This is a genomic window from Streptomyces humi (assembly GCF_001005085.2).
Lineage (GTDB): Bacteria > Actinomycetota > Actinomycetes > Streptomycetales > Streptomycetaceae > Streptomyces > Streptomyces humi.
Window position 1 is genome coordinate 1 of record NZ_LBMU02000047.1, and the last position, 19,454, is coordinate 19,454.

The window sequence follows — 19,454 nt, forward strand, 5'->3', positions numbered from 1 at the left end:
ATGAGGGTGGGTGCCGCGTGCACGTTCGGGTCGGGCGCGGGAGCCGGGGGCGGGGTGAAGCCCTGGGGCGCGGGGGCGGGAGCCGGCGGCGCGGGCGCCGGGGCGGGCGCCGGGGCGGGCGCCGGGGGCGCGGGCGGGGCGGCGAACGCGGGCGGCGCGAAGCCGGGCGCGGATCCGGTCCCCTGCTGCTGCGGCGCCGGGGCGGCGGGCGCCTCCTCCTCCAGCACCTCGCCGCCGAAGTTCTTCAGCAGCGCCTCCAGACCGCCGTCGAACCCCTGGCCGACGGCGGCGAAGCGCCACACGTCCTTGAGGTAGAAGTCACCGAGCATGACGGCGCGTTCGGTGGAGAACTCCGAGCCGGTGAAGGAGTACCGGGCCACCTCCTCACCGCCCGCGACGATACGGATGTACCCGGGCGCGACCTGCGACATCTGCCCGGCGCCGTCGATGGTCGCCGTGAACGCCAGCTTCTGGATCTGCCGCGGGACCCTGTCCAGCGTGATCCGGAAGGACTCCGTGTCGCCCGCCTGGGCGCCGAGCAGCTGGATGGACTCCTCGGGGGACTTCGGCTGGTTGAAGAAGACGAAGTAGCGGTCGTCCGAGAGCCGTTCGTCGGCGTCGAGACCGAAGCAGCTGATGTCGAACGACAGACCGGGCCCGGAGATCTGCACCCCTACGTACAGATCCGTGCCGGCCGTGAGGTCACTGATCCTGGCCTTGTGGCCGCGTTGGAATTCCCTGGCCATGCGTTACGACCGTCCCCCATCCCGAATGTGAGTGCGTCGCGCCAGGCTAACGGCTAACTCGGACATCGGAGGAAGTCGGTACAGACCCGGTACACAACCGCACTCGGCGGCCACGGAGGAAGCGCCGCCGGGGCACGTCACTGGTCGTGCGCGCCTGGCACCGGGGGCAGCCGGTCGGCGGCGACCACCCCTTCGAGGTACCCACGGGCCCGCTCGGTCCGGGGGTACGCCTCGAGAAGCCGCCAGAACCCGGGGCCGTGCCCGGGTACGAGCAGATGCGCCAGCTCGTGGCAGAGCACGTAGTCGACGACGTACTCGGGCATGCCCTGGAGCCGGTGCGAGAGACGGATGCTGCCCTCGGCCGGGGTGCAGGAACCCCAGCGGGTGTTCTGGTTGGTGACCCAGCGCACCGTGGCGGGGCGGGCCCGGCCGTCGAAGTACTGGGCCGACAGCCGCTGGGCGCGCTCGGCGAGTTCGGCGTCGCCCAGCACTCGCCTGCTCTCCTGGGCGGCGAGTTTGTTGAGCATGACGGTCACCCAGCGTTTCTCCTCCGCCTCGGACATCCGGGCGGGGATCAGCACGACGGTGCGATCGCCCTCGCGGTACGCGGAAACTGTCCGGCGGCGCCGGGCGCTCCTGCGAACCTCGATCGCGCTCGCCCCCGAGCCGCCCGGCGGCTGGCTCGTCGTACTGCGCTGTGGCTTTCCGGCGCGGTGCAGTGGGTCGGCGGGCACGCCCCGACGTTACCCGCTGCGCACGGGGGAAGTCCCGGGTCCGGGACGGTTCGGTTTCGATCCCCCACCATGCGTTGGATTTGTACGACGAATACTCGGCGCCTGTGGACAACTTTCGGCACCCGCCGAGCGGGCCGGGCATGCTGGCGTTCGTCGGCGGAGCGTGACCAGCGCCACCGGCAGACGTGGATGTTCCATGACCTTTCGACAGTTACGGGGGCCTGTCATGCATCCGTTGGTGAAGCCCGCGCTCCGGCGCGGCTGGCGCGATCTCAACACCGTCCAGTTCGGGATGACTCCGGCGCACGCGATGACCCTCGGGCCCATGGACACGGCGACCGGGAGCTTCCTGGACCTGCTCGACGGCGCCCGGGGACTGGCGCTGCTGCGCGCGGAAGGGCATCGCATGGACCTGCCGGACGGCCATGTCGACGCGCTGGTGGAGCGGCTGTCCCGGGCCGGGCTGGTGGACGACGCGGGCGGTGGCGGGCCCGCCGCGCAGGAACTGCGGGAGAAGAAGGAGGTGCTGGCCCGGCTCGGCCCGGATCTCGCGTCACTGTCCCTGATCACTCAGGAGCCGGGGGGCGCGATCGGGCGGCTGGCGGCCCGGCGCGCCCTGCGGGTGGAGGTGCGGGGCGCGGGCCGGGTGGGTGTCACGCTGGCCGCGCTGCTGTCGGGCGCGGGCGTCGGCGAGGTCGACGTGCGGGACGTGGGCCGTGTCCAGCCGTGGGACGTGGCGCCGGGCGGGCTGCCCGCGGAGTCGGTCGGCGAACGGCGCGCCGAGGCCGCGCGCGCGGTGGTGCGGCGGGCGGCCCCGGACCGCCCGCCGCGCCGGCCCGGTCCGGATGTGGCGGAACCCGGGCTGGCGCTGGTCGTCGTCGCCCCGCGCGACGACGTCCTGGTGCACGCCCCGGACGCACGCGCCGCCGAGCCGCTCATGGCCTCCGGGACACCTCACCTCTACACGGGTGTCGTGGAGGGGACGGGCGTCGTCGGCCCGCTCGTGCTGCCCGGTGGGACGGGCTGCGCCCGCTGTCTGCACGAACACCGCACGGACCGGGATCCGGCCTGGCCACGGCTGGTCGCCCAGTGGCGGTCCGGGCAGGCCCGGCGGGTGGGGGCCTGCGACCTGACACTGGCGGCGGCCGTGGCCGGGCTGGCCGCGGCGCACGCCCTGGCCTTCCTCGACGGCGAGTCGCCGTCCGGTACGGGGGTCCGCTGGGAGGCCTCCGTGCCGGCTCTGCACTGGCATGCGCGACCGGTCCCGCCGCACCCCGCCTGCCCCTGCGGAGCGCCGGAGAAACCGGAGAAAACGGAGGCGACAACCGGGCGGGAGGCCGAGGAGGAGGCCGACCGGGACACCGGGGAGAAAGCTGAGGGGGAACAGGCCTCAACCAACCGGACTCCGCACGGGACAATGGTGGTGCAACGGCCGTCGGCGAAGCGGCGAAAAGCGGCAGACGCGGCGCGGCCGACTGGGACTTGGAGGGCGCATGTCTGATCTTCCCCGGAAGGCGGTCACCCGGACCGCCAAGCTCGCCGCGCTCCCGCTCGGCTTCGCCGGCCGCGCGACCTGGGGTCTGGGCAAGCGCATCGTGGGCGAGTCCGCGGAGATCGTCGGCCGCGAGCTACAGCAGCGCACGGCGGAGCAACTCTTCAAAGTGCTCGGAGAGTTGAAGGGCGGAGCGATGAAGTTCGGGCAGGCCCTGTCCGTCTTCGAGTCCGCCCTGCCGGAGGAGGTCGCGGGCCCCTACCGGGCGGCTCTCACCAAACTCCAGGACGCCGCGCCCCCGATGCCGACCCGCACCGTGCACTCGGTGCTCGCAGAGCGGCTCGGGGAGGACTGGCGGGAGCTGTTCGTGGAGTTCGACGAGAAGCCCGCGGCGGCCGCCTCGATCGGCCAGGTGCACCGGGCGGTCTGGCACGACGGCCGTGCGGTGGCGGTGAAGGTGCAGTACCCGGGAGCGGGCGAGGCCCTGCTCTCGGACCTCGGGCAGCTGAGCCGTTTCGCCCGTCTGCTGGGTCCGCTGATCCCGGGTATGGACATCAAGCCGCTGATCGCGGAGCTGCGCGACCGGGTCTCCGAGGAGCTGGACTACTCTCTGGAGGCGCAGGCTCAGGCGGCCCACGCGGAGGAGTTCGAGGGCGACCCGGATGTGCTGGTCCCCGCAGTGGTGCACCAGTGCGACCAGGTACTGGTCACGGAGTGGATCGACGGGATACCGCTCTCCGAGATCATCTCGGCGGGTACCCAGGAGCAGCGGGACCGGGCCGGTCAGCTGCTGGCCCGCTTCCTGTTCTCGGGCCCGGCCCGCACCGGCCTGCTGCACGCCGACCCGCACCCGGGCAACTTCCGTCTGCTGCCCGGCGGACCGGACGACGAGGAGGAGTGGCGCCTCGGCGTGCTGGACTTCGGCACGGTCGACCGCCTCGCCGGAGGCCTGCCCGGCCCGATCGGCGACTCCCTGCGGATGACGCTGGACGGTGACGCGGAGGCGGTCTACGAGCTGTTGCGCTCCGAGGGGTTCGTGAAGGAGTCCATAGAGCTGGACCCCGATGCCGTCCTGGACTACCTGGTGCCGATCATCGAACCGGCCCAGGTCGACGAGTTCACTTTCACCCGCAACTGGATGCGCAGTCAGGCCGCCCGCATAGCCGACCCCCGCAACCCCGCACACCAGCTCGGCAAACAGCTCAATCTGCCGCCCGCCTACCTGCTGATACACCGGGTGACGCTGAGCACCATCGGCGTGCTGTGCCAGCTGGGCGCGACGGTCCGGCTGCGGGAGGAACTGGAGGCGTGGCTGCCGGGGTTCGTGCCGGAGGACGCCGCGGAGTTCGAGGAAGCCGAGGCGACGGAGGCGGTCGGCGAGGCGTAGGGGGCGTGTCCGGCGCCGGGGGCTCGGTGCCCGGTGTTCACCACCAGGACGAGTCGAGCCGGCCCTCGATCGCCCTGAGGTTGTCCCTGGAGCAGGTGTCGCAGAAGTACCGGCGGACACCGTGTTCCACGGAACAGGTCCAGGTGGTGGGCGGGGGACCGTCGGCCGGGGCGCCGCAGCGGGCGCACGCCAGAGGGTGGGGTTCCGGGCCGGAGCCGCCGTGATCACTGCCTCCGGGAAGACTCGTCACCTGGTGACGATAACTCCGCGGTGCGCCGATCCCGGGCACAACGCACCGCGGGGGCCGGTCCGTTCGGCCGGACCGGCCCCCGCGGGGAGAGCTTTCGCCTCCCTCGGTCGGGAGGCCACCGCTTCAGGTGTTCGGGACTACTGCATCACGGCCATGGCGAGCGCGCGGCGGGCGCGCAGCGAGGCACGCTCGGCCCTGCGCTGCATGCGGCGAGCGGCCGCCAGGCGCACGGCCAGGCGTTCCCGCTCGGCCTCGTGCAGTCGCTCGTGCATATGCGCACGGGCCAGGGCTTCTGGAATGAGTTGCATCTCTCGGGTCCTGTTCTGACGCGAACCGGTGGTGGCACCGGCAGTGGTGAAGTCTGGGGTCGCGGAGCCTGCGGGCTCGCTGGTGGACGGCTTCATCGGGGCCTGCTTCTTGGGGTCGTGCGTGAGGGGGCGGTCGATCGTTCCGTGGATGTTCATGCCGTGACCGGGTTCTTGCGCGGACGGCCACGGGGCCGCTTGCGGGCCACGACGACACCCTGGACGAACAGTTCGCCGCCCCAGACGCCCCAGGGCTCACGCCGCTCCTTGGCGCCGGCGAGGCAGGCCTCGATCAGCGGGCAGGTGCGGCAGAGGGACTTGGCGTACTCGACGTCGGCCGGCGACTCGGCGAAGAAGACCTCCGGGTCGTAGGAGCGGCAGGGGACGGGTACGCCGAGGTTCTCGATGGCGTCGTCGAGCGCGGTGAGCGCGGTGAGCGGGATCAAGGTGGAGTCCTCCGTGAGGCCGGGCGGGGGGATCGTTTCGGAAGGCGGTACGGACGGGGCGTGCGCTTCGAGTTGCACGGTTGTTCTTCCTCGTCTGGTCGTTCCGGTCGGGTGGACCGGTTGGCGGCTGGTACCGGGTTCTGCTCGTGCCCCGAGGCCCCTTCGCGCTGCTCTCCCCGTTCGGGGAAAACAGAAGGGCCGCGGATCCCGGATGGGGTTCCGCGGCCCTGAAGGCGCCGGCCTGATCGATCAGGCTGGATCACTCCAGGGTTCTGGCCCACGGAAGGCCCACATCAGGTCGTGCTGCTTCGTCTGCTTCCGGCTTCCGGCACCGGCTGCCGTAAAGGCATAGGCATGGGCCCCTGCCACTACTGCTTCCAGTGCCTCGGTCGGTCGCTCGTCGCGCTCACGGACGGGAAGACCCGCGAGAGAGACAACGGTGGACGCCGGACGCACGGCAGAGATGCCGGACAGACCGGTGCCCAGGTTGGAGACGCCGAGCATGCACAGGGAGACGGCCGAGAGATCGGTCATTTTGGCCGCGCTGATGTTGGTCTCGATGCTGATCACTGGACTCGCCTCCTCTCGGCGTCTGGGGGGACTGGGGTGAGCCAGTCCGCTCGGATATGCAAGTACAACACGGAACCGGGCCTTCGAGAAGGCCGCCGCTTCCGTGCTTAGAACCTATGGGGATTGCTGGCGCATGCGCAAACTATTTTTTCGACGAGTTCGCATCAGTCGTCGGCGTCCCCTCCCCCGGGCTGCCGACCTGCGCAGATGGCCAGGACATCGGCGCCGTAACGGTTGAGCTTGCGCATGCCGACGCCGGGGATGCGAGCCAGTTCGCGATCGTCGTCCGGGGCCGTCTCCGCGATGGCCATCAACGTCCGGTCGGTGAAGACGCAGAAGGCGGGCTGACCACTGAGCCGGGCCTGGTCGGCACGCCAGTCGCGCAGCCGTTCGTAGAGGCCTTCGTCCATGTCGGAGGGGCAGCCGTCGCAGCGCATCAGTTTCATCTCGCCCGCGTCGGTGAGCGTGCGCCCGCAGACCCGGCAGCGGGCCGGGGTGCGCTGGGTGCGCCGGGGCGCGACCGACGGGCCGCCGCCGAAGCCGCGTTCGACGCCCCCGCCGCCCGTGCCCGTGCCGCGGCCGACGGTGCCGGTGGACCCGGGGCGCAGACCGTCCAGGAAGTGGCTGGGCCGGCGGTTGGGGCGGCCACCGGGGCTGCGGGAGAGGGACCAGGAGACATGGAGCCGTTCCCTGGCGCGGGTCACGCCGACGTACAGGAGACGGCGTTCCTCCTCGATCTGTTCGTCGGTCTTCGCATAGGTGATCGGCATCATGCCCTCGGCGACACCGACCAGGAAGACGACGTCCCACTCCAGGCCCTTCGCCGAGTGCAGGGAGGCGAGGGTGACGCCCTGGACGGTCGGGGCGTGCTGGGCGCCCGCGCGCTCGTCGAGTTCGGTCACGAAGTCGGCGAGGGTGGCGGCGGGCCGGGCCGCGACGACGTCGTGGGCGAGGCTGACCAGGGCGGCCAGTGACTCCCAGCGCTCCCGGACCGCGCCGGAACCGGCCGGCGGCTCGCTGGTCCAGCCCTCGCCGGAGAGGACCGCGCGTACCTGGGAGGGCAGGTCGACGGTGTCGTCGAGCAGCGCGTCGTTGCCGCCGAAGCGGGCCGCGGCGCGCAGCGCGACACCCGCTCTGCGCACCTCGGGCCGGTCGAAGAACCGTTCGGCGCCACGCAGCTGATAGGACACCCCGGCGTCGGCGAGGGCCTGCTCGTAGGTCTCGGACTGGGAGTTGGTGCGGAACAGCACGGCGATCTCGGCGGCCGGGACGCCGGCGGCCATGAGCTCCCGGATGCGGCGGGCGGCACCCTCGGCCTCGGCCGGTTCGTCGGCGTACTCGGTGTAGACGGGCTCGGGTCCCGCGGGGCGCTGGGAGACGAGCTCCAGACGGTGGTCGGCGGCCCGGCCGCTGGCCTGGGCCAGCAGGCCGTTGGCGAGGTGGACGACCTGGGGGGTGGAGCGGTAGTCCCGGACCAGCTTGACGACGGTGGCCCCGGGGTGGCGGGTGCGGAAGTCGAGCAGATGGTCGGGGGTTGCTCCTGTGAACGAGTAGATGGTCTGGCTGGCGTCTCCGACGACGCACAGGCTGTCGCGCTCCCCCAGCCACAGTTCCAGCAGCCGCTGCTGGAGGGGGCTGACGTCCTGGTACTCGTCGACGACGAAGTGCTGGTACTGGGCGCGGACCTGGTCGGCGATGTCGTGCCGGTCCTGGAGGATGCCGACGGTCAGCAGCAGGACGTCCTCGAAGTCGATGACCACGCGGTCCCGCTTGAGGTCCTCGTAGACCGAGTAGAGCTGGGCGATCTCCGCCGGGTCCCGCGGGCTCTCGCGGCCGGCCTTCAGGGCGGCGAGCGCGTAGTCGGCGGGGACGGTCTGGGTGACCTTGGACCACTCGATCTCCGCGGTCACGTCGCGCAGCTCGCCCCGGTCGAGACGGATGCGGCAGGCGGCGGCCGCGTCGGCGACGAGCTGGATCTTTCGGTCGACGAGCCGGGGCAGGGAGCCACCGATCGCTTTCGGCCAGAAGAACTGGAGCTGGCGCAGCGCGGCCGAGTGGAAGGTGCGGGCCTGGACGCCCTGCGCGCCGAGCTGGCGCAGCCGGCCGCGCATCTCCCCGGCGGCGCGGTTGGTGAACGTGACGGCGAGCACGCTGGAGGGCTGGAGGATGCCGGCCCGTACTCCGTAGGCGATCCGGTGGGTGATCGCCCGGGTCTTGCCGGTCCCCGCTCCGGCCAGCACACACACCGGTCCGTGCAGGGCGGTCGCCACCGCGCGCTGCTCGGGGTCGAGCCCTTCGAGCACCGCGTCGGCCGAGTCCGGTACCGGCGGGAAGAGGGAGGAGTGCGTTGCTGCTGTCACATTGCCATGCTGCCAGGTCGCCCGAGACGACCGTGCCGGTTGTCCACAGGGGGCCCCTCGCAGTCGTACTAACGCGGCAGGCGCCGCACGGGGCGGGGGCTGCGGGAATGGCGGACGGGTCGCAGACGTTCCTTCTCCGGACGACCTTCCCGAGCTGCCAGAAGGAGCGCGAGCGAGATGCAGGGCACTGTGACGATGTACAGCACGACGTGGTGCGGTTACTGCCGTCGGCTGAAGAGCCAGATGGACCGCGAGGGCATCGCGTACACCGAGATCAACATCGAGCAGGACCCGGAGTCGGCCGCGTTCGTGGAGAAGGCGAATGGCGGAAACCAGACGGTGCCGACCGTGCTCTTCGGAGACGGCTCGACGCTGACGAACCCCTCCCTGGCCCAGGTCAAGCAGAAGATCGGCGCCTGAGTTCGCAGTCGTGCGGCGGCCCCTGACGCACGTCAGGGGCCGCTTTCGCATGTTCGGACCGGCTTGTCCCACACCAGGGTGTAACGCCAGAGCAGCCGGCGCCGGTAGCGGCGGCCGGGCAGCACCTGGGCCGTGGCCCGCCGGACCTCCCGCCAGTTCATGATCGGGTCCTCCACGGGCATGTCGGCCGGGCTCCGCTCGCCTCCGTGCCGGCGCGCGGCGAGCAGGTTCGCGGGGACCGCGCAGACGCTGATCAGCCGGTCCAGGAGGGTGCGGTCGTGCGCCAGGCCGACGACGACCAGTCGGCCACCGGGGGCGAGCAGCCGTACCAGCCGGTCGATCGCGTCGTCGAAGGGGGCGTGATGGATGACGGCGACCGCGCTGACGAAGTCGTAGCTCCCCTCGTCGAGGAGGGTGCCGTCGCGGTAGTCGCCCGCCAGGAAGGTGAGGTTGCCCTCCTGTCGCTTGCCCGCCAGCCGGACCATCTCCGGGGACCGGTCCACACCGGTCACCGTTTCCGCCCTGGCCGCGAGCCTGGCGGCGAGCAGGCCGTCGCCGCAGCCGACGTCCAGGGCGGCGCGGCAGCCGTCCGGTACCGCGTCCAGCACCACCGGGTGGTAGTGGACGTTGTGGTTCCAGTAGGTGTCGGCCATCATCGCGTCCGCCGTCTCAGACGAAGCTCCTCGTCGGCAGCGGCTTGCCGTACCACATCTCGATCAGGCGGGCCGCGATGGAGATGCCGTACGGCGGCAGGACCTCGCCCGAGTCGAAGGCGGCGCCCAGTTCGTCGCGGGAGAACCAGCGGGCCTCGTGGATCTCGTCGCCGTCCACGTTGATCTCCGTGGAGGTCGCGCGGGCCATGAAGCCCAGCATCAGGCTGGACGGGAACGGCCAGGGCTGGCTGGCGACGTACTCGACCGGGCCGACGGTGACCCCGACCTCCTCGGAGACCTCACGGCGCACCGCCTGCTCGATGGACTCGCCGGGCTCGACGAAACCGGCGAGCGTGGAGAAGCGGCCCTCGGGCCAGTGGACCTGGCGGCCGAGCAGGATGCGGTCGTCCTCGTCGGTGACGGCCATGATCACGGCGGGGTCGGTGCGCGGGTAGTGCTCGGCGCCGCAGGCGGGGCAGCGGCGGATGTGCCCTGCGGCGGCGATGGCGGTGCGTTCGCCGCAGCGGGAGCAGAAGCGGTGGGTGCGCTGCCAGTTCTCCAGGCCGACCGCGTGCACCATCAGGCCGGTGTCGCGCGGGGACAGCAGCAGCCCGGCCTCCCGCAGGCCGGCGGGGCGCGCGGACTGGTCGATGCGGCCGGGCAGCGCGTCCTTCTGGAGGGCGAAGTAGCTGACGCCGTCCTCGTCGGTGCCCAGGAAGTAGCGGTGCGCCTCGGTGAGGGGGGCCTCGAAGGAGGGGGTCATGACGAGTTCGGTGCGGCCGTCGGGCGTCTCGTCGATGAGGACCTGGCCGCCGGAGACCACGAAGCAGCGGGTGTCGGGGTGGCTCCACGCCGCCGCGAGCCAGGCCTCGTCGAGCCGGTGGTGGGCGGCGCGGTCGATGCCGCTCGGGGCGGTGAGCGAGATCGGTCGGTCGGCGGTGTGGTCGGTCCAGGTGGTCACGGGTGCTTCCAACTCCCCCAGTGCAACGGATGTTTCAGCGGGTGGTTCAGCGGGACGAAGGGCGGGAGGGGACCGGGTCGGGCGGGGCCGGGCGGGGCGGCCCTTCCAGTGTGCCCCGCGCGCGGTGCCGCTCCGGACGGCGGCGGCTCAGGGGGCACGGCGCCAGTTCTCGGCGAGGTCGTCCCAGAGGTAGGCGCTGGTCTCGACGCCCTTGAGGAGGAGGTCGAGCTCGACCTTCTCGTTCGGGGCGTGCCAGCCGTCGGAGGGGACGGAGATGCCCAGGAAGAGGACGGGTGTGCCGAGGACGTCCTGGAGGTCCGCTGCCGGCCCCGAGCCACCCGAACGGGTGAATCGGACAGGTCCTTCGAAGGCCCGCCCCATGGCACGGGCGAGTGACTGGAGCCCGGGGTGGTCGAGCGGGGTCAGGCACGGGCGGGTGGCCGGCAGGAACGTGATCTCGGCGCGGACGCCGGCGGGGATCCGGTCGGCGGCCCAGGCGCGGACGGCCTCGTTGACGCGGTCCGGTTCCTGTCCCGCGACCAGCCGGAACGACAGCTTCAGCTCCGCCGAGGACGGGACGATCGTCTTGCTGCCGGGGCCCTGGTAGCCGCCGCCGATGCCGTTGACCTCGGCGGTGGGACGGGCCCAGACGCGCTCCAGGGTGCTGTATCCGGCCTCGCCCGCGGTGGCGTGCGAGTGCGCTCCGCGCAGCCAGCTCTTCTCGTCGAAGGGCAGCTCGGCCCAGAGCCGCCGCTCGCGGTCGCCCGGCTCCACGACCCCGTCGTAGAAGCCGGGGATCGCCACCCGGCCGTGCTCGTCGTGCAGGGCGGCGACCAGGCGGGCCGCGGCGGTGGCCGGGTTGGGCACGGCACCGCCGAACTCGCCGGAGTGGATGTCCTGGTCCGGGCCGTGCAGGACGATCTGGCACTCGGTGAGCCCGCGCATGCCCGTGCACACCGTGGGGGTGTCCTCGGACCACATTCCGGTGTCGGAGACGATCACGGCGTCGGCGGCGAGCCGCTCGGCGTGCTCCTCGACCAGGGCGCGGAAGTGCGGGGAGCCGGACTCCTCCTCGCCCTCGATCAGCAGCTTCAGGTTGACCGCGGGGGCGGTGCGGCCGGTGGCGGCGAGGTGGGCGCGGACGCCGAGTGTGTGGAAGAACACCTGGCCCTTGTCGTCGGCCGCGCCGCGCGCGTAGAGGCGGTTCTCCCGGACGACCGGCTCGAAGGGCTCGCTGTCCCAGCCGTCCTCACGGGCGGCGGGCTGTACGTCGTGATGGCCGTAGACGAGGACCGTGGGGGCTTCGGGGTCGCCCGATGGCCACTCCGCGAAGACGGCGGGGGCGCCCGGGGTCTCCCAGACCTCGGCGGTCGGGAAGCCGGTCCCGGTCAGTTTGGCGGCGAGCCAGTCGGCGCTGCGGCGTACATCGGCGGCGTGGTCGGGCCGGGCCGACACGGAGGGGATGCGCAGCCATTCGGCGAGGTCGGCGAGGAAGGCGGCGCGGTGCTGCTCGATGTACGTACGGACGGCGCTGTCCGGGGTCTGGCTCATGGTCACGAGCCTATCGGCCCGGACGGACATCCTCGGCGGGCGGTTCGTCACACTCAGCTTGTCCGACGATCAGTTTTTCCAGGGCGGCGCGGTCCGGCAGCCCCTCCGGCCGTTCCACCTCGCCGGTGCGGACGTGCACGAACGCGACCGTGACCGCCTCGGGCGGCACGCCCTGCTGCTCCGCCCAGCCGATCCGGTAGATCGCCAGCTGGAGCGGGTCGGCCAGCCGGGTACGGCTGGTCTTCCAGTCCACGATCTCGTACGACACCCGGTCGCCGCTCACGGTCCGGTACACGGCGTCGATCCGGCCCCGTACGACCCGGCCCGCGAGGGCGAGCTGGAAGGGGGCTTCGACCCGGTAGGGCGTGCGGTGGGCGTACTCGGTGCGTTCGAAGGCCTCCTTGAGGGCTTCGAGGTCGTGTTCGTCGGCGATCTCGGCGTCGCTGCCGGGCAGCTCGTCGGGCTCCAGCATGGGCAGCGTGAGTTCTTCGAAACGGGCCTCGACCCAGGCGTGGAACCGGGTGCCCCGGCGCGCGGCCGGCTGCGGGGGGCGCGGCATGGGGCGCGCGAGTTCCTGTGCGAGCCCGTCCGGGTCCTCCGCGAGACGCATCAGCTGGGTGGCGGAGAGCGCGGCCGGCAGCGGCACGTCGGTGACGCTGCGGCGGGCGCGCAGCAGCTCACCCGCGAGCGCGTCGAGGTCACGGTCCCAGGAGGCGACGGCGCGGGCCTCCTCGGGGGTGAGAGGGATGGAGGGGCCAGGCTCGTCCGCCGGCGCGTGCGGGGGCGTGCGCTCGGCGTACGCGACCTGGTGCGGGACCGTGGGGCGGTCCGTGCTCCAGGAGTCCCAGTCGGCGGCGTCGGCGTCCGCGAAGGCGTCCTCGTCTGGGTCGGGTTCCTCGTCCTCCGGCGGCGGGGGCCAGTCCGGGTCCTCGACGCCGGCCGGGTCGTGGGCGGCGCGAGCACCACCGGAGCCGGCCTCGGCCGGGACGGCGTCCAGGTGGGCGAGCACGGTCTCGGCGGCCGCGCGCCTGCGGGCCAGCGCGTCCTCGTCCAGGGGCAGCGGCCACGCCTGGTCGGCGCTCGCCGTGTGCAGTGCCGGGTTCTCCTCGTCCTCCCCCGGTTCGTCGGCCCAGGCCTCGATCTCGCCGTGTCCGGCGGCGCAGTGCTCGTACAGGTCCCCGAGGAAGCCGGAGGGGCCGCGCGGCTTCTTCTGGCTGGGACCCCACCAGTGGCCCGAGCCGAGGAGCAGCGAGCGGGGGCGGGTGAAGGTGACGTAGCCGAGCCGGAGCTCCTCGGTGTGCTGGTGGTCCTTCATCGCCTCGTGGAAGGCCTTCATGCCCCGTGAGTCCCAGGCCTCGACGTCGGGCAGGGTGTCCGTGTCGCCGCGCAGGGCGTGCGGGAGGACCTTGGCCTGGGCGGTCCACTTCTCGCGCCCCTGGCTGCTCGGGAAGGTGCCCTTCACGAGTCCGGGGACGGCCACGACGTCCCACTCCAGGCCCTTCGACTTGTGCGCCGTGAGCACCTTGACGGTGTTCTCGCCACCGGGCAGGGCGTTGTCCAGGCCCTTCTCGTACTGGGCGGCGGTGCGCAGGAAGCCCAGGAAGGCGAGCAGACTCGCCTCCTGGTCACCGGCCGCGAAGGAGGCGGCGACGTCCAGGAAGTTGGACAGGGTCTCGCGACGGCGCGCGGCGAGGGCGTGCGGGGACGCCGACAGCTCGACCTCGAGGCCGGTGACCGCGAGCACCCGGTGCAGGACGTCCATCAGCGGGTCGGACAGGGCCCGGCGCAGCTCGCGCAGTTCGGCGGCGAGCCGGGCGAAACGCACGCGCGCGTCCGGCGAGAACGGCAGCCCGTCGTCCTCCGGCCCGGTCCGCTCCGTACCGATCGGCAGCTCCAGGAAGGTGTCCAGGGCGTCCGCGAGCGATATCACCTCGGCGGGGTCGACGCCTTCGACGGCCTCGGCGAGCCGACGGTCCGGGTCGTCCGCGTCGCCCACGCGCGCGTGGGCGACCAGCAGCCGGGCGCGGCGGCCGAGCAGGGCCAGGTCACGAGGGCCGATGCGCCAGCGCGGGCCGCTCAGCAGCCGGACCAGGGAGGCGTTGGCCCCGGGGTCCTGGAGCACTTCACAGACGGCGACGAGGTCGGCCACCTCGGGCAGGTGCAGCAGCCCGGAGAGGCCGACCACCTCGACGGGGACGTCCCGTGCGACGAGTGCGCCCTGGATCTGTGCGAAGTCGGTCGCCGTGCGGCACAGGACCGCGATCTCGCCGGGCGCGGTGCCCGTGCGGACGAGATGGGCGACCGAGTCGGCGATCCAGTCCATCTCCTCGGCGTGGGTGCGCAGCAGGGCGCACCGGACCATGCCGTCGCGTTCGGCGCCCGGGGCCGGGCGCAGGGCCGCCACGCCCGCGTGCATGGCGCGCAGCGGCTCGGCGAGGCCGTTGGCGAGGTCGAGGAGACGGCCGCCGCTGCGGCGGTTCTCGCTCAGCGCCTGGCGGGTGGCGGGGCGGCCGTCGGCGCGCGCGAAGTGCTCGGGGAAGTCGTCCAGGTTGGCGACGGAGGCGCCACGCCAGCCGTAGATGGCCTGGCAGGGGTCGCCGACCGCGGTCACGGGGTGCCCGGTGCCGCCGCCGAACAGGCCCGCCAGGAGGACGCGCTGGGCGACCGAGGTGTCCTGGTACTCGTCGAGGAGGACGACCCGGAACTCGTCGCGGAGCAGCCGGCCCACCTCGGGGATGCCGGCGAGCGAGGCGGACAGCGCGATCTGGTCGCCGAAGTCGAGCAGGTCCCGCTCGCGCTTGGCGGCCCGGTACCGCAGGACGAGTCCGGCCAGCTCACGGCGTGCGGCCGCCGCCTCGGGGACCTTGCGCAGGTCGGCGTTGCCGAGTTTGACGCCCGCCAGGGTGCTGAGCAGTCCGGCGTCCCAGGTGCGCAGGTCCTCGGGTCGTACGAGGTGTTCGGCGAGTTCGGAGTCCAGCGCGAGCAGGTCGCTGACCAGGTCGGCGAAGGAGCGGGTCAGGGCCGGGTAGGGGCCGGGGGCCTCACGCAGTACGCGGGCGGCGAGCTGGTAGCGGGTGGCGTCGGCGAGCAGCCTGGAGGTGGGCTCCAGGCCGATGCGCAGCCCGTGGTCGGTCAGCAGCCGGCCGGCGAAGGCGTGGTAGGTCGAGATGACCGGCTCGCCGGGCGGGTTGTCCGGGTCGATGACGTCGGGGTCCGTGACGCCGGCCCTGACGAGTGCCTTGCGGACGCGTTCGGCGAGCTCACCGGCCGCCTTGTTGGTGAAGGTCAGGCCGAGGACCTGTTCGGGGGCGACCTGGCCGGTGCCGACCAGCCAGACCACGCGGGCCGCCATCACCGTCGTCTTGCCCGAACCGGCTCCGGCCACGATCACCTGCGGGGCGGGCGGCGCGGTGATGCAGGCCGTCTGCTCCGGGGTGAACGGGATGCCGAGGAGCTCCTTGAGCTGCTCGGGGTCGGTGATGTGTGCGGGCATGAGGAAAGAGGCTAGCGGCGAGCACTGACAATCGAGACACAGCGCTCACTCCACCACGTGCCGCCCCTCGGGCCGGGCGCTGCACGACGCCCGGAAGGCACAGTGCGTGCAGTGCTGGCCGGTGGTGGGCGTGAAGCGTTCGTCGAGTACCTTGCCGGCGGCCGTGGCCAGCAGTTCACCGACCCACTCCCCCTCCAGCGGCTCCTGCGCCTGCACCTTGGGCAGGGTCTCGCCGCCGTCGCGCTGGGCGGCACCCTGCCGGAGGTGGACCAGTTCGGCGCCACCGGGCTCGGGCCGGACGCCGTCGAAGGCCTCGTCGACGGCACCCTCGCGGACCGCGAGCTGGTAGACGGCGAGCTGGGGGTGCCGGGCCACCTCAGCCGAACTGGGCGCCTGCTTGCCCGTCTTGAAGTCGACGACGTACGCACGGCCCTCGGCGTCGGTCTCCACACGGTCCATCTGCCCGCGGATGCGCACCTCGTAGTCGCCCGCGCCCAGGGTGACGTCGAAGTCCTGCTCGCTGGCGACCGGGGTCCGTCCGGTGCGGTCCAGGACGTGCCACTTCAAGAAGCGTTCGAGCGCGACGCGCGCGTTGTCCTTCTCCTGCGCCGACTTCCAGGGCGCGTCGAAGGCGAGCGCGTTCCACACCGACTCCAGGCGCTCCATGAGGACGGCGAGGTCGGCGGGGGTACGCCCGGAGGCGACCTCGTCGGCGAGGACGTGCACGACGTTGCCGAAGCCCTGGGCGGTGGTGGCGGGGGCGTCGGCCTTCACCTCACGGCCCAGGAACCACTGCAAGCTGCACGTGTTGGCGAGCTGGTCGAGGGCGCTGCCGGAGAGCACCACCGGCTGGTCGCGGTCGCGCAGCGGCACCTTGCTCTCGGTCGGCTCGAACATGCCCCACCAGCGGTAGGGGTGGGCGGCGGGCACCAGGGGCCGGCCGTCCTCGTCGGCGAGTGCGGCCAGCCGGGCGAGGCGCTGGGCGGCCGCCTCGCGCAGGGCGTCGGAGGCGCGCGGGTCGACGGTGGTCGCGCGCAGTTCGGCGATCAGGGCGGCCACGGCGAGCGGCCGGCGGGGCCGGCCGGTGACGTCCTGGGGTTCGGCGCCCAGCTCGGTGAGGAAGCGGGAGGGCTGGTCGCCGTCGTCCGCGGGGGCCTTCACGGCGGTGACGACGAGACGTTCCCGCGCGCGCGTGGCGGCGACGTAGAACAGGCGGCGCTCCTCGGCGAGCAGCGCGCCCGGGGTGAGCGGTTCGGCGAGTCCGTCGCGGCCGATGCGGTCGGCCTCCAGGAGGGAGCCGCGGCGGCGCAAATCCGGCCAGACCCCCTCCTGGACGCCGGCCACGACGACCAGCCGCCACTCCAGCCCCTTGGCCCGGTGCGCGGTCATCAGGCGTACGGCGTCGGGCCGTACCGCACGGCCGGCCAGGGTGTCGGCGGCGATGTCCTCGGCCTCGATCTCGGCCAGGAAGTTCAGCGTGCCCCGGCCGCCGCTGCGCTCCTCCGCGCGGGCGGCGGTGGCGAACAGGGCGCACACGGCGTCCAGGTCACGGTCGGCGTTGCGGCCGGCCGCGCCGCCGCGCCGGGCGGCACGCTCCAGGCGCGAGGGCCAGGGTGTGCCGTTCCACAGGTCCCACAACGCCTCCTCGGCCGTACCGCCGTCGGCGAGGCGCTCCCGGGCCTTCCTGAGCAGCGCGCCGAGGCGCTGGGCCCCGCGCGCGTACCCGGGGTCGTGGACCGCCAGGCGTTCGGGTTCGGCGAGCGCCCGCGCGAGCAGTTCGTCCGAGGGTGGCGGGAGCGCGTTCCCGGACGCGCGCTCCTCGTCGCGCAGGGCTCGGCCGAGGCGGCGCAGGTCGGCCGCGTCCATGCCGGCGAGGGGCGAGGTGAGCAGGGTGAGCGCGGTCTCGGTGGCCAGCCAGCAGGTACCGTCCGCCGCCTCCTGCGCCGCCGCCTCGGCCACCGCGCGCAGTGCCGCCAGCAGGGGCGCCACCGCCGGTTCGTGGCGCAGCGGCACGTCGTCGCCGTCGATGTCCAGGGGGACCCCGGCCGCGGTGAGGGCGCGGCGGACCGTCGGGAGGGTGGCGCCGCCGCGCACCAGGACGGCCATGTCGCTCCAGCTGACGCCGTCCTCCAGATGGGCGCGCCGGAGGACGTCGGCGATGTTGTCCAGTTCGGTGCCGGCGGTCGGATACGTGTAGACCTCGACGTGTCCGCCGTCCCGCGCGGGGGCCGGTTCGCGGTGGGCGCGCACCCGGTCGGCGGGCAGCCGGGTGAGCGGCATCCGCCGGGTCAGCAGGCGGGTCGCGGCCAGCAGGCCGGCGCCCGCGCGGCGGGCGGTGCGCAGCACCTCGACGGGGGCGGGAGTGCCGTCCACGCGCGCGAAGACGTGCGGGAACTCCAGGATCCCGTTCACGTCCGCGCCGCGGAACGTGTAGATCGACTGGTCCGGGTCGCCGAACGCGACCAGGGTGCGTCCGGCTCCGGCCAGGGCGCGCAGCAGGCGGACCTGGGCCGGGTCGGTGTCCTGGTACTCGTCGACGTAGACGGCGTCGTAGCGCCCGGCGAGGTCCAGGGCGACCTCGGGGCGGTGGGCGAGCAGCACCGCGCGGTGGACGAGTTCGGCGTAGTCGAGGACACCCTGGAGGTCGAGGACATCCAGGTACTCGGCGAGGAAGGCGGCCGCGGCCCGCCAGTCGGGGCGGCCGATCCGGCGGGCGAAGGCGTCCAGCGCGGCCGGGTCCAGGCCCAGCTCGCGGCTGCGGGCGAGGACCGCGCGGACCTCGTCGGCGAAGCCCCGGGTGGTCAGGCAGGCGCGCAGTTCGTCGGGCCAGCGCACCGGGTCGAGCCCCAGCCGCTCCAGCTCGGCCTCGCCGGCCAGCAGCTCGCGGACGGTGACGTCCTGCTCGGGCCCGGACAGCAGCCGCAGCGGGTCCACGAACAGACCGCTGTCCTGGTGGGCGCGGACCAGGGCGTAGCAGTACGAGTGGAAGGTGGTCGCCCGGGGCGCGCGGGCCGCGCCCACCCGCAGGGCCATGCGGTCGCGCAGTTCGACGGCGGCCTTGCGGCTGAACGTCAGCACCAGGATCCGCTCGGGATCCGCACCGCGCGCGATCCGCGCGGCCACGGACTCCACCAGGGTCGTGGTCTTCCCGGTGCCGGGGCCGGCGAGGACGAGCAGCGGGCCGGCGGTGTGGTCAACCACGGCGCGCTGCGCGGCGTCCAGACGAGGGGGGCGCACAGCGGCCGGCGGCGTACGGACCAGTCGGTAAGCGCCACGGCTCCCCTGGCGCACCTGGTGGGGGTGCGGCAGGCGCCTGGTGGAGGAAGAGGAGCTCACGTGGTTCGCCGGTCCTGGTGGGTGTGCTGGTCGGTCCGCGGTCGCGGGTGCGGGATGGTGGCCGCGGGGTGAGCGGGACACGCGCTGCCGACGCTACGCCGACGAACCGGACGGAAGCAGGGCTTCCGATTCTCCTCGCCCGGCCCGTCCGCCCCGGGCGGCACCCGCGGCACTCGTTTCCCGCATCCCACGAACGTACGTCATGCCACGGACGTCCCCGGTGTCCCTCGTACGGGCCACCGGCTCCCCCTGAGGGCCCCGGATGGCGGAAGCTGTCAGATGTGAGCCCCCGCGTCCGCGCCGCCGTCCCACCGCGCCCGCTTCATGTCGAGCCGCGGCAGATGGCCCTCCGCGGCCCTGCTCGCAGTCTTCAGCGGAGTGCCCTCGGCGCGGTAGTGGTCCAGTGCGCGCAGTTCGTGTCCGGGCAGCAGCACCCCGTCGGAGCGCACCACCCGCCACCACGGGACGGCACCGCCGTAGAGCGACATCACACGCCCCACCTGACGCGGTCCGCCCTCCTCCAGCCACTCCGCGACGTCCCCGTACGTCATCACGCGCCCGGACGGGATCCGCTCGGCGACCTCCAGGACCCGCTCGGCGTACTCCGGCAACTCGTCCGTGTACCCCTCCCGGGTGTCCGCGGGACGGCTCTGCTCGCTCATTCGACCCATCCTGCCGCACCCCACCGACAACCGGAGCGGTCCGCGGTCCGGCGCCACCTCGCCCTCTGGCGGCGCTTGGGGCAGACTG

16 protein-coding genes are annotated in these 19,454 nt (G+C 73.2%); 3 read left to right on the forward strand and 13 right to left on the reverse strand.

Features of this window, described 5'->3' with window-relative positions; all coding sequences use genetic code 11:
* Together AAW13_RS21980 and AAW13_RS21985 are read right to left on the reverse strand one after the other, a co-directional pair.
* Window positions 1–746: TerD family protein (locus AAW13_RS21980; RefSeq protein WP_143145028.1), on the reverse strand; the 746-nt coding region annotated here is incomplete at its 3' end.
* Window positions 747–883: 137 nt separating this feature from the next.
* Complete coding sequence (locus AAW13_RS21985) at window positions 884–1,480, reverse strand: M48 metallopeptidase family protein (protein WP_071659634.1); 597 nt, start codon at window positions 1,478–1,480, stop codon at window positions 884–886.
* Between the two features lie 226 nt (window positions 1,481–1,706).
* Here AAW13_RS21985 and AAW13_RS21990 point away from each other — a divergent pair, with 226 nt between their 5' ends.
* Together AAW13_RS21990 and AAW13_RS21995 are read left to right on the forward strand one after the other, a co-directional pair.
* The gene (locus AAW13_RS21990) at window positions 1,707–2,981 is read left to right on the forward strand and encodes a TOMM precursor leader peptide-binding protein (protein ID WP_071659635.1); all 1,275 of its coding nucleotides are present in this window, start codon (window positions 1,707–1,709) and stop codon (window positions 2,979–2,981) included.
* Window positions 2,974–4,359: an ABC1 kinase family protein gene (locus AAW13_RS21995; RefSeq protein WP_046730469.1), complete on the forward strand. Its 1,386-nt coding sequence runs from the start codon at window positions 2,974–2,976 to the stop codon at window positions 4,357–4,359. The genes AAW13_RS21990 and AAW13_RS21995 overlap by 8 nt, the downstream gene beginning before the upstream one ends.
* A 37-nt stretch (window positions 4,360–4,396) precedes the next feature.
* On the opposite strand, the gene AAW13_RS22000 is transcribed toward AAW13_RS21995, so the two are convergent.
* The 5 genes from AAW13_RS22000 to AAW13_RS22020 form a co-directional block, all read right to left on the reverse strand.
* Entirely contained in the window at window positions 4,397–4,609 is a 213-nt protein-coding gene (locus AAW13_RS22000) for a hypothetical protein (protein WP_046730470.1), read from the reverse strand.
* A 137-nt stretch (window positions 4,610–4,746) separates the two neighbouring features.
* A complete protein-coding gene (locus AAW13_RS22005) occupies window positions 4,747–5,073 on the reverse strand; it encodes a hypothetical protein (protein ID WP_046730471.1) in 327 nt (108 codons plus the stop codon).
* Window positions 5,070–5,438 (reverse strand): WhiB family transcriptional regulator, encoded by a 369-nt coding sequence (locus AAW13_RS22010; RefSeq protein WP_010984500.1) that lies wholly within the window; start codon window positions 5,436–5,438, stop codon window positions 5,070–5,072. Before AAW13_RS22010 ends, AAW13_RS22005 begins: the two co-directional genes overlap by 4 nt.
* A 171-nt stretch (window positions 5,439–5,609) precedes the next feature.
* The gene (locus AAW13_RS22015; RefSeq protein WP_420855484.1) at window positions 5,610–5,894 is read right to left on the reverse strand and encodes a hypothetical protein; all 285 of its coding nucleotides are present in this window, start codon (window positions 5,892–5,894) and stop codon (window positions 5,610–5,612) included.
* A 200-nt stretch (window positions 5,895–6,094) separates the two neighbouring features.
* Complete coding sequence (locus tag AAW13_RS22020) at window positions 6,095–8,290, reverse strand: ATP-dependent DNA helicase UvrD2 (RefSeq protein WP_071659637.1); 2,196 nt, start codon at window positions 8,288–8,290, stop codon at window positions 6,095–6,097.
* Between the two features lie 177 nt (window positions 8,291–8,467).
* Here AAW13_RS22020 and AAW13_RS22025 point away from each other — a divergent pair, with 177 nt between their 5' ends.
* Entirely contained in the window at window positions 8,468–8,710 is a 243-nt protein-coding gene (locus AAW13_RS22025) for a mycoredoxin (RefSeq protein WP_046730473.1), read from the forward strand.
* A gap of 32 nt (window positions 8,711–8,742) precedes the next feature.
* Here the strand turns inward: AAW13_RS22025 and AAW13_RS22030 are convergent, their stop codons facing one another.
* The 6 genes from AAW13_RS22030 to AAW13_RS22055 form a co-directional block, all read right to left on the reverse strand.
* A complete protein-coding gene (locus tag AAW13_RS22030; protein WP_240528685.1) occupies window positions 8,743–9,366 on the reverse strand; it encodes a class I SAM-dependent methyltransferase in 624 nt (207 codons plus the stop codon).
* Between the two features lie 13 nt (window positions 9,367–9,379).
* The gene (nudC, locus tag AAW13_RS22035; protein WP_046730474.1) at window positions 9,380–10,324 is read right to left on the reverse strand and encodes an NAD(+) diphosphatase; all 945 of its coding nucleotides are present in this window, start codon (window positions 10,322–10,324) and stop codon (window positions 9,380–9,382) included.
* Window positions 10,325–10,471: 147 nt separating this feature from the next.
* A complete protein-coding gene (locus AAW13_RS22040; RefSeq protein ID WP_046730475.1) occupies window positions 10,472–11,875 on the reverse strand; it encodes a dipeptidase in 1,404 nt (467 codons plus the stop codon).
* A gap of 10 nt (window positions 11,876–11,885) precedes the next feature.
* Window positions 11,886–15,368: an ATP-dependent DNA helicase gene (locus AAW13_RS22045; protein ID WP_046730476.1), complete on the reverse strand. Its 3,483-nt coding sequence runs from the start codon at window positions 15,366–15,368 to the stop codon at window positions 11,886–11,888.
* Window positions 15,369–15,413: 45 nt separating this feature from the next.
* Window positions 15,414–18,704 carry an ATP-dependent helicase gene (locus tag AAW13_RS22050; protein WP_071659638.1) on the reverse strand — a complete coding sequence of 1,097 codons (3,291 nt, stop codon included), beginning with the start codon at window positions 18,702–18,704 and terminating at the stop codon, window positions 15,414–15,416.
* Window positions 18,705–18,979: 275 nt separating this feature from the next.
* Entirely contained in the window at window positions 18,980–19,366 is a 387-nt protein-coding gene (locus AAW13_RS22055) for an MGMT family protein (protein WP_046730478.1), read from the reverse strand.
* Window positions 19,367–19,454: the final 88 nt, after the last annotated feature.